This is a genomic window from Pseudomonas sp. NFPP24, from assembly GCF_900112095.1.
GTDB lineage: Bacteria > Pseudomonadota > Gammaproteobacteria > Pseudomonadales > Pseudomonadaceae > Aquipseudomonas > Aquipseudomonas extremorientalis.
The window spans coordinates 536,456-546,289 of record NZ_FOKD01000004.1 but is presented as its reverse complement, the minus strand read 5'-3'; the positions used below and the strand labels follow the sequence as shown (position 1 = coordinate 546,289).

The following is a 9,834-nucleotide window of genomic DNA, read 5'->3' as shown; positions in this document are numbered from 1 at the left end:
CTGAACGGCAAGCGTGTATGGTTCCGCGACTTGAGCCTGATGAACCACCGCCTCACGGGCGTTGTGGTGTTTCTCTTCAGTACGTCCCAGATCCGCGATGAGAGCGAGTTGCTGCTGTACATCCCCAACGAGCCGCAGTCGCCGCTCAAGCGCTATTCCCTGGGGGAACTCGCGCCGCTGTTCAAGCAACGCTTCACCACCCCGGACACCCCGCCCGCCGAGCGCGAAGGCCCCACCGCTTATCAGCGGTTCTTCAGCCAGTTCGTCAACTACGCCGACCGCGCGGACTATTTCAGCCAGTTCACCGAGAACGCCCCAGAGACCACCTTCGTCCAGGAGCTGGCCCCCTTTGCGCCTCTGCTGGATCAGCTACGCCAAGCAACCGACCCCTTTTACATCTTCAATAAAGTCAACACTCTACCTCCACCCCCCGCGCCCAGGCAGGTGCCCAACCAAGACCCCTTCCTGAACCCGATCGTCACGCCGCCGGTGCACACCGGCCTTTTCTGGCCGGACGACTTCGACTTGTGGAACTACCTCTACGAGCAACACCGCGCCAAGCTGTATGCCGACGCCCGCGCCCACGCCGTGCCCACCGCAGACGTGGATGCCAGGGTGCGCTCGCGCAAACTGGCGGCGCTGCTCAATATCGGCATGCTGCTGTTGACCGGCGTGTCGATGTTCGTACCCGGGCTGGGCGAGGTCATGATGGGGGTGATGGCCAGCCAACTGCTGTATGAAGCCTTCGAAGGCGTGGTGGAGTGGGAGGAAGGCGATCGCAAGGCAGCCAAGGCCCACTGGTTGGATGTGGTACAGAACGTGGTGCTGCTGGCCGCCATGGTGGGCGCAGGCAAAGGCCTGGCCAAACTGACGGCGGTACCGGCCGAACCGGTGGTCGAGGGGTTGCAACCCGTTACCCTGCCCAATGGAAAAACCCGCTTGTGGAAAGCCGACCTGAAACCCTATGAAACGCCGGTCAAGCTGCCACCCGATGCCAGCCCCGATTCCCAGGGACGCTATGCGGTCAACGGCAAAACCTATATCCGCCAGGACGGTAAACACTACGAAATCAGCCAAGGTACAACACCTGGCGAATGGCGCCTCCAGCACCCCAGCGATCCCTATGCGTATCAGCCTCTGCTACGGCACAACGGGCAAGGGGCCTGGCGCCATACCCTGGAACGTCCACTGGCCTGGGACCGGCTGACCCTGCTGCGCCGGCTGGGCCACGCGACCGAGCAATACTCCGACGAGCAACTGTTGAAGATCGCCGAAGTCAGCGGCGTCAACGATAACACCCTGCGCAAGGCCCACCTGGACAACCAGCCGCCGCCGCCCGAGTTGACGGATGCCATGCGCCTGTTTGAAGCCGACAGGGGCGTCGAAGACGTGATCAGCCAAGTGCAGACCGGCACGGCAGTGGATGAACGTTATCTGTATATCCTGCCGCTGATCACTGAGTTGCCCCGCTGGCCGACGGGTCGTGTGCTGGAGGTTTTTGACGGTCAGGATCTGACGGGAAAGTCCGTGCAGTACGGTGCCGAGCGCTTGTACACCGGTGTCCGTGCCAGGACGCCCATCCGCATGAGCCGCGCCGAGGTGCTGAGCAGCGAGTTGCCGGCACGTATCCTGGCGGCCCTGGACGAGGACGAGATCACCAGCCTGCTCGGCGGTGAGGCGGCACGGGTGCGGGAGGCCAGGCCGGTGGAGCTCAGAAAACAGATCGCCGACTTTGCGCAGACCCGTCGATCAGCGATTTTCGACAGTCTCTATGAAGGCCCCAAACCCGTTGACCTGCGCATCACGCAATTGCGAAAAGCCTGTCCGGGGTTGAGCAAGCCTGCAGCGCAAGACATTCTTGCCCACGCCAGTGCCGAAGCCCTCGAGCGCCTGGAGAGCACCGGCAAAGTGCCGCTGGCCTTGCTCGAAGAAGGCCGCTGGTATGCACGACAAGGGCGCCAGGCCCGCGCCTATGCCGGACTGTACACGGATCACATAGCGACCACCGACAGCAAGCGCCTGGCCCTGCACGCATTGCAGAAACTGACTGGCTGGTCGGACGCGGTGCGCCTGGAAATCCGCGATGAACACGTGGGTGGCCGACTGATCGACGCCATCGGCAACCAGGACGCGATGCAACGCAAATTCCTGGTCAAGAAAGGTCCGGTCTACCAGGCGTTCGACGAGCATGGCGAAGCCCTCAACAGCCTGCCCAGGTATGGCGACAACTTCTACGCGTCGGTGCTGCATGCCCTGCCCGACGAAGCGCGCCAGGCGTTGGGCGTTCCCCATGTGGGCCAGCAGGCCGAGTTGCAGCACAGCATCATTCGCAGTGCGGTCGAGCACAGCCACCTGGCACCACAGTGGCTGGGCCAGGCCCGTGGCGAGGCGACGCGGTTCAAGCCACCGGTACGTATTCGCGTCAATCAGGCCGGCTACTACGCCAGCGGTCGTGGTGCCGGCATGGACCCGTCCCTGGTGACGCGTGTGCAGGATCTGTACCCCGACTTGAGCGACGAGCAGGCCAACGGCTTTATCCTCCAGCAACGCCGCGCCGGGCAAACCGACGCACAGATCTACGGGCTGCTGCAGGCGCGTGGGCGTGAATGGGAAATCCTGGAGGCAACATTGGCGCAGTGGGTGGCAACGCCGCCGCCCACTTCACCGGAAGCCATGCTGCGCAGTACCACCGCCGAAAACCTCAGGACCAGTTGGCGAAGTGCGCCACTGGCCAATGACGTGCAGACAGCCGCGCGACTTGAACTCACCAGCGACGCCCCATTGCCGCCGTTGACGGCGGATTTTTCCCATGTGCGCGTGTTGGTCACCCACGGCCAACCGCTGGAGCAATTGCCTGGCTTGTTCCCCAGCGTGGAACGCCTGCATATCTTCGTCGCCGGCCCGCGGAGCATCAATCAACTCGAGACATTGACACACTGGTCAAGACTGACGAGGTTGCGGCTCTTTTCACCGCTCTCGGCCGAAAACACCAACACCCTGGGCGAGCTCAGCCAGTTGGAGGAGCTGAGCATTGCCAGCAACAGCGTGTTTCCCCGGCTGGATGTCAGCCGCCTGACGCGGCTACGCCAGTTGGAAATATCCGGCTTCCTGGTGACCGACTGGCCGATTGGCGTGCAGGACCTGCCCCAGCTTGAGCGCCTGAACCTGCGCGGCACGAGCATCGACAGTTTTCCGGCCGAACTGCTGGAAGGCCACGACCGCTTGCTGGCTGGCCTCTCGCTGAACTGGTCGGGACTGTCGCGCGACGGTTTCAGGGCGCTCTATACCCGGCTGAGCAACCGAGCGGATCACCTGATCGACCTTGAGGAAATGGTGCGCAGTTATTGTGTCGGAGAACTGACGCGCCTGACGGCACCGGCAGGGGACTCGCAGGTGTTGATCAACGGTTTTACCGAGCGCTGGGCAGGTCATCGCGCCCGATTCGAAGCAATTGAGGCGTTGAGCGAACAGTACAGTCAAATCGACCGCCGACTGAACGAGTGGTTGCGTTCTCCGCACGAGGTTGAACACGTGAACCAACGGCGGATGGACGGTTACCTGAGGGTGCAATGGAGTCGCGGGGTGCTCAACCTCTACGCGGCGGCTGACCCGCTGCGCGTGCGGCCGAACTCATTTCTGGAGGTAGACCTACGCGGTTTAAGACCCTCGAGCTTGCCCGATCTGCCGGCCAACAGCTTCCCCCAGACCACCGCTTTGCGCCTGATGAACCTGCGTGCACCCATGGAGCAGATCAGTCATTTCATACAGGCGTTCACTCAGGTACGCACTCTCGAACTGAATTATTGCGACCTGGCCGCCGCTCCCTCCGAGCTCCAGGACTTCCCCGCGCTGGAACACCTCTCGCTGCAAGGCAACCCCCTGACAAGGCTAGAAGTCGATCACTTGCCCCGGCTCCGCACCCTGAACCTGCGAGAAACGAACCTGCAGCAGGTGCCGACCGGTATCGAGGACTTGGCGCAACTGACCTCGCTGAACCTGCGCAACACCCGCATTACGGTGTTGCCAGAGGCTATCCTGGCCAGGGACGAGTTGCTGCTCAATACCAACGTGGCCGGAACACCGTTGAGTCAGGCCTCCGAACGCGCGCTGGCCACGGCCCGACAGCGGGTCGAAACCGCCCGGGGCCTGCCCGCCGGAGCCCTGGAACGTTTTGCCTATGAAGAACCGTCCGCCAACGTTTTCCCCGAGGCCGAAAGCGGCGGCTCATTGGCCCGCCACCTGCTCGACCTGCCCGCAGTCGGACCCGACCTGCCGCTGCCGCAACGCCTGCAGCGCTTGCAACCCGCGATGAACGAACAGGCATTGCAGCAATGGCTGGCACGCCTGCGCGCAGGCGGCGCCAGTGACGCGCACTTGCACGCTCTGATCGACGTTTGGAATGAGGCCCTGCACACCCTGACACGCCAGCTCAATGGCTGGCTGTACACGCGGGGCTCCCCTGCCAGCGACGGGACCTTGGCTAGCCGCCGCAACCAGGCCGCGCAACGTATCGTCACGTGCTGGCGCCAGGGCCTGGCGGCAGACGCGGCAGGCCAGACCCTGAGTTTCAACGGCTTGCAACTGGACAACCTGCCGACGGTAATGGCGGACTTTACCCATGTGCAACATTTGGACCTGAGCGGCCTCCTGTTCGCCCAACAAGGCTCCAACGGTTTCCTCGCAGGCTTTTCCAACCTGCGCACATTGCGCCTGACCGGCAATGAGTTGCAGGGCTTGCCCAGGGCACTCGCAGAAATGCCTGAGTTGCGGGAGTTGGATCTGTCATACAACCGAATCGACGATGAGTTGGCGGTCGACCTGGATGACTGGCCACATCTGCAACGGCTGGACTTGAGCGACAACCTGATGGAGTTTTTCAGTCTCGAGCCTGGCTCGCCCCTCGAGGTGTTGAACCTGAACGGTAACCGCCTCACGGATTGGCCGGCCGGTACATTGGAAGCCGGTAATCTGCGCGCACTCGACCTGAGTTCCAATGACATCCGTTCAATCCCGACCGAAGCACTGGATGGCAGCCACGACACCTTGATGCAGGGCACCGATATCTCAGACAACCCCCTGTCCCACGACAGCCTGACGGCGCTTATCGAGTATATGGACCGCACAGGGCACAACTCGGCGCTGGGCCTGTCACGGCGGGACATCCAGACAATGTTGGACGATGGGCTCCCGTCATCACCAGAGCCCGATGAAATCTTCCCTGAACAACCCGACGAAGAGCTCCCAGCGCAACCCGCCCTACCTGAACAACCGGTGCCCTGGATAGACGACCTGCCCCTTCCTGAACAAGGCAGGCTGCGGGAGATCTGGACACAACTGCAGGCTGAACCGGATCACCAGGCGTTTTTTCACTTGCTCGAACGGTTGCAGGACACCACGGAATTCGGCGCGGCTCGCGCCGACCTGTCGCAGCGGGTGCGCAACGTGCTGGAAGCAGCCGCCGATAACACCGAACTGCGCCAGGCGTTGTTCGCCATGTCCCATACCCACGGCACCTGCGTCGATGGCCGCATCCTGACTTTCAGCGGGCTGGAAGTCAGGGTCTACGAGCACAACGCGTTGCTCAACGTCGATGCGGCGCGGCTGGATCTAAGAGGTGCAGCGCTGTTGAACCTGTCCCGGCAGTTGTTCCGGCTGGGCAGAGCCGAAGTCGAGGCCGACAGGGCGCTGGTTCCACACTCGGACGTGGCGGAAGTGCGCTTGTCGTACCGCATCGGCCTGGCCAGGGGGTGGCCGGACCAGTTGGAGCTGCCTGGGCAACCCCGCTACATGCGGTTCAGCCGGCCAATCACTGGCACTGAACTGGCCAACGCGCGCCACAATATTCTCGACGCGGAACGCAGTGAGGTGTTTTACGAGGACTTGATCAGCCGGGACTACTGGGTGGACTACCTCAAGCAGCGGTATGCCGATGAGTTCGCCACCCTCAAACGCAATGCCGACGCACGGCAGAACGCCTTGGAAGATGCACACGAAGACTTTGATGACGCCTACCTCGAGGCCTTGAACCGGCTGGAAATCGAGCAGGCCACCGAACGTAACCTCAAGCTGCTGGAGCTGTCACGCCGGGAGGTGGCCGAGCTGACACCGCACGGCGGCGATCACCAGCAACCCGGCCCCTCACGGGGTGTGACGGGGCGCCGCCCGCAATAACGGCCGCCCTGGCGTTCAGCCCCTCAGAAGTGCTCGCGGGGGTTGAACGCCGCTTTTTGCGCCAGCTCCTGCCACAAGGCCTTGACCGCCTCATCGTCCGACTTGGGCATCACGGCCTTGAGCTGCACGAACAGGTAGCCACGTTGCCCGGCCTTGTTCAGCAGGCCGTGGCCCTTGGCACGCATGCGCTGGCCGTTCTGGCTGTTGGCGGGGACCTTGAGGTTGATCTTGCCGGTCAGCGTCGGCACCGCCACTTCCGTGCCCAGCGCCAATTCCCACGGCGCCAGCGGCAGGTTGATGATCAGGTTTTCGCCATCCACTTCAAACCTGGGGTGTGGCGCGAACTTGATGATCAGGTACAGGTCGCCATTGGCCCCGCCGCCAATGCCCGGCGCGCCCTGGCCCTTGAGCCGGATGCGCTCGCCGTCGGTCACGCCGGCGGGAATCTTCACGTTCAGGCTCTTGGTGGTGTTGCTGACATGCCGGCCCGAGGCGTCGTACTGCGGCACCTGGAAGCTGATCTGCTTGGATTCGGTGGACAGCGTCTCCTCGAGGAACACCGACAGCTGCATCTCCACGTCCTGGCCTTTACGCCCGGCAGGACGGCGTTGGCCGCCACCAAAGGCGTCGCCACGGGAGCCGAAGATCGAGCTGAAGAAGTCCGAGAAATCCTCGCCGCCACCACCGCCGCGGCTCTGCCAACCCGGTGGTCCCTGGAACGGTTGGCCATGCTGGCCGTATTTGCGCAGCTCGTCGTATTCGGCGCGCTTGTCGGCACTCTTGAGCGCCTCATAGGCTTCGGACGCGTCCTTGAACTTGGCTTCGGCGTCTTTTTCCTTGCTCACGTCGGGGTGATATTTGCGTGCGAGCTTGCGATAGGCCGCCTTGATTTCCTTATCGTCGGCCGTCGGCTCTACGCCCAATATCTTGTAATAGTCTTTGAAATCCATCGGCGGTTCACCATCCTTAATCGAGATCGCACAGCCCGGGGCACAACGTGCGCTGCATTGCACTTGTTGAGTGATGTGGCCTGGGGATGCGTCAAAGTGTTATCGGCACTTGCCGTATGCATCAGATGTGGGGGCGAATACCCAACTTTCAAGCACGATTTAGCGGATAGTCGGCCTACGCATCCGCCTTCGACTGGCATACACTGCGCGGCCGTTTTTCAACCGGAACCCGATAGACATGAAAAACCCATCCCCAGCCCGTGCCTGCGGCATCGACTTTGGCACGTCCAACTCCACCGTCGGCTGGATCCGCCCCGGCGAGGAGACGCTCATCGCGCTGGAGGACGACAAGATCACGTTGCCGTCGGTGGTGTTCTTCAACTTCGAGGAGCGCCGCCCGGTGTACGGTCGCCTGGCCCTGCACGAATACCTGGAAAACTACGAAGGCCGGCTGATGCGCTCGCTCAAGAGCCTGCTGGGTTCCAAGCTGATCAAGCACGATACCAGCGTGCTCGGCACCGCAATGCCGTTCACCGACCTGCTGGCGCTGTTTATCGGCCAACTCAAGAGCCGCGCCGAAGCCAACGCCGGGCGCGAGTTCGAAGAAGTGGTGCTGGGTCGCCCGGTGTTTTTCGTCGATGACGACCCGATGGCCGACCAGGAAGCCGAAAACACCCTGGTCGACGTGGCACGCAAGATCGGCTTCAAGGACATCTCGTTCCAGTACGAGCCGATTGCGGCGGCGTTTGACTACGAGTCCACCATCGAGAAAGAAGAATTGGTGCTGATCGTCGACATCGGCGGCGGTACGTCCGACTTTTCCCTGGTGCGCCTGTCGCCGGACCGTCGCCACAACGACAACCGCCAGAGCGACATCCTCGCCACCGGCGGCGTGCACATCGGCGGTACCGACTTCGACAAACAGCTCTCGCTGAACGGCATGATGCCGCTGTTCGGCTACGGCAGCCGCATGAAAAGCGGCGCCTACATGCCCACCAGCCACCACATGAACCTGGCCACCTGGCACACCATCAACTCGGTGTACTCGCAAAAGTCCCAGCTGGCCTTGGGCAGCATGCGCTACGACATCGAAGACACCGGTGGCATCGACCGCCTGTTCAAGCTGATCGAACAGCGCGCCGGGCACTGGCTGGCCATGGAAGTGGAAGAAACCAAGATCCAGCTGACCCACGACGACAGCCGCCACGTGCTGCTGGACCGGGTTGAGCCAGGGTTGAGCGTGGAGCTGAGCCGGACGCTATTTGAATCGGCCATCGACGGTTTGCTGGAGCGCGTGCGCAACAGCGTCACGCAGTTGCTCAACGATGCGTCGGTGAGCGTGGCACAGGTGGACACGGTGTTCTTTACCGGCGGTTCCAGCGGCATTCCGGCACTGCGCCACAGCATTTCGGCGATGCTGCCGAATGCGCGGCATGTGGAAGGCAATATCTTCGGCAGTATTGGCAGCGGCTTGGCGATTGAGGCCAGCAAGCGCTACGGCAGCTGAGTTTTATCTGAAACGCTGCGTCGCGCCCATCGGGGGCAAGCCCCCCTCCCACCTTTGAATGTGTTCACAGATCAAAATGTGGGATGGGGCTTGCCCCCGATGGGCCAGACCGGCTAATACAAGGCCTAAACCATCCCACCGAGCTTCAGCTCACTCTTCAAATACGCGTAGTAAATCGGCCCTGCGACCACCCCCGGCAAGCCAAACGCGGCCTCAAACACCAGCATCGCCAACAGCAACTCCCACGACTTGGCACTGATCTGCCCGCCCACGATCCGCGCGTTGAGGAAGTACTCGACCTTGTGGATCACGATCAGGTAACCCAACGCCGCCACCGCCACCCAGATCGACAGCGACAGCGCGACGATGGTGATCAGGGTGTTGGACATCAGGTTGCCGATCACCGGCAGCAGGCCGAGCAGGAAGGTCAGCACGATCAGGGTCTTGGTCAGCGGCAGGTGGATGCCACACAGCGGCAGTACCACGGCGAGGAACACGGCGGTGAAGGCGGTGTTGAGCGCGGCGATCTTGATCTGGGCGAAGACAATGTTGCGAAACGCCTGGACCAGCAAGTGCAGGCGGTCGAACAGCGCGGCGGCCAGGGGTTTGCGTTTGGTCAGGTCGGGCACGCGCTGCAGGGCGATGATCGCGCCGAGCACCATGCCGATCAGCAAGGTGACGAACATGTGGGCGGCGTCTTTGCCCACCAGTTGCAGTTCGCTGAGGTGCTTGCTCAGCCAGTCACCGATGGCCACACGGAACTCGGCAGCGCTGGCGGGCAGGTAGGCGTCGAGGAACGGCGGCAACTGGCCGCGCGCGCGGTCGACCACACCCATGAATTTATCGAGGGACGCCCCGGGGTTTTCCGCTTCGTGGAGCAGGAAGCTGATGGCGCCGGCAAAGATCAGCGCCAGCACGCTGACGATCAGGGTGCCCAGCAACGCTACTGCCAGCCAGCGCGCGCGCCGACCTTCGATCAGCCGTTGCAGTTGAGGGGTGAGCATGTTGACCAGTTCATAGACCAACAGGCCGGCCAGCAGGCTGGGCAGCAATTTGAGCGGCAGCACCAGCAGCAACCCGCCAAAAATGATGATGTAGCTGGCCAGCAATAGCACGTGACGCTGAGAAAACGTTGGCATACAGCCTCAAAACGAACGGCGTTAAAGGATGGGCAGTCTGCCAGCCTTGAGGGAATCAAGCGAGTGG

The 9,834-nt window shown here is 62.4% G+C and carries 4 protein-coding genes; 2 read left to right on the top strand and 2 right to left on the bottom strand.

Annotated elements, in window-relative coordinates; translation table 11 throughout:
* The first annotated feature begins 39 nt into the window (after nucleotides 1–39).
* A complete protein-coding gene (locus tag BM026_RS11875; RefSeq protein WP_218189400.1) occupies nucleotides 40–6,171 on the top strand; it encodes an NEL-type E3 ubiquitin ligase domain-containing protein in 6,132 nt (2,043 codons plus the stop codon).
* Nucleotides 6,172–6,194: 23 nt separating this feature from the next.
* Here BM026_RS11875 and BM026_RS11870 read toward each other — a convergent pair whose 3' ends face one another.
* On the bottom strand, nucleotides 6,195–7,121 hold the full coding sequence (locus tag BM026_RS11870; RefSeq protein ID WP_092246658.1) for a DnaJ C-terminal domain-containing protein: 927 nt from the start codon (nucleotides 7,119–7,121) through the stop codon (nucleotides 6,195–6,197).
* A gap of 238 nt (nucleotides 7,122–7,359) precedes the next feature.
* Here BM026_RS11870 and BM026_RS11865 point away from each other — a divergent pair, with 238 nt between their 5' ends.
* A complete protein-coding gene (locus tag BM026_RS11865; RefSeq protein ID WP_093513426.1) occupies nucleotides 7,360–8,628 on the top strand; it encodes an Hsp70 family protein in 1,269 nt (422 codons plus the stop codon).
* 125 nt (nucleotides 8,629–8,753) lie between these two features.
* Here the strand turns inward: BM026_RS11865 and BM026_RS11860 are convergent, their stop codons facing one another.
* Nucleotides 8,754–9,767: an AI-2E family transporter gene (locus BM026_RS11860; protein ID WP_027607720.1), complete on the bottom strand. Its 1,014-nt coding sequence runs from the start codon at nucleotides 9,765–9,767 to the stop codon at nucleotides 8,754–8,756.
* Nucleotides 9,768–9,834: the final 67 nt, after the last annotated feature.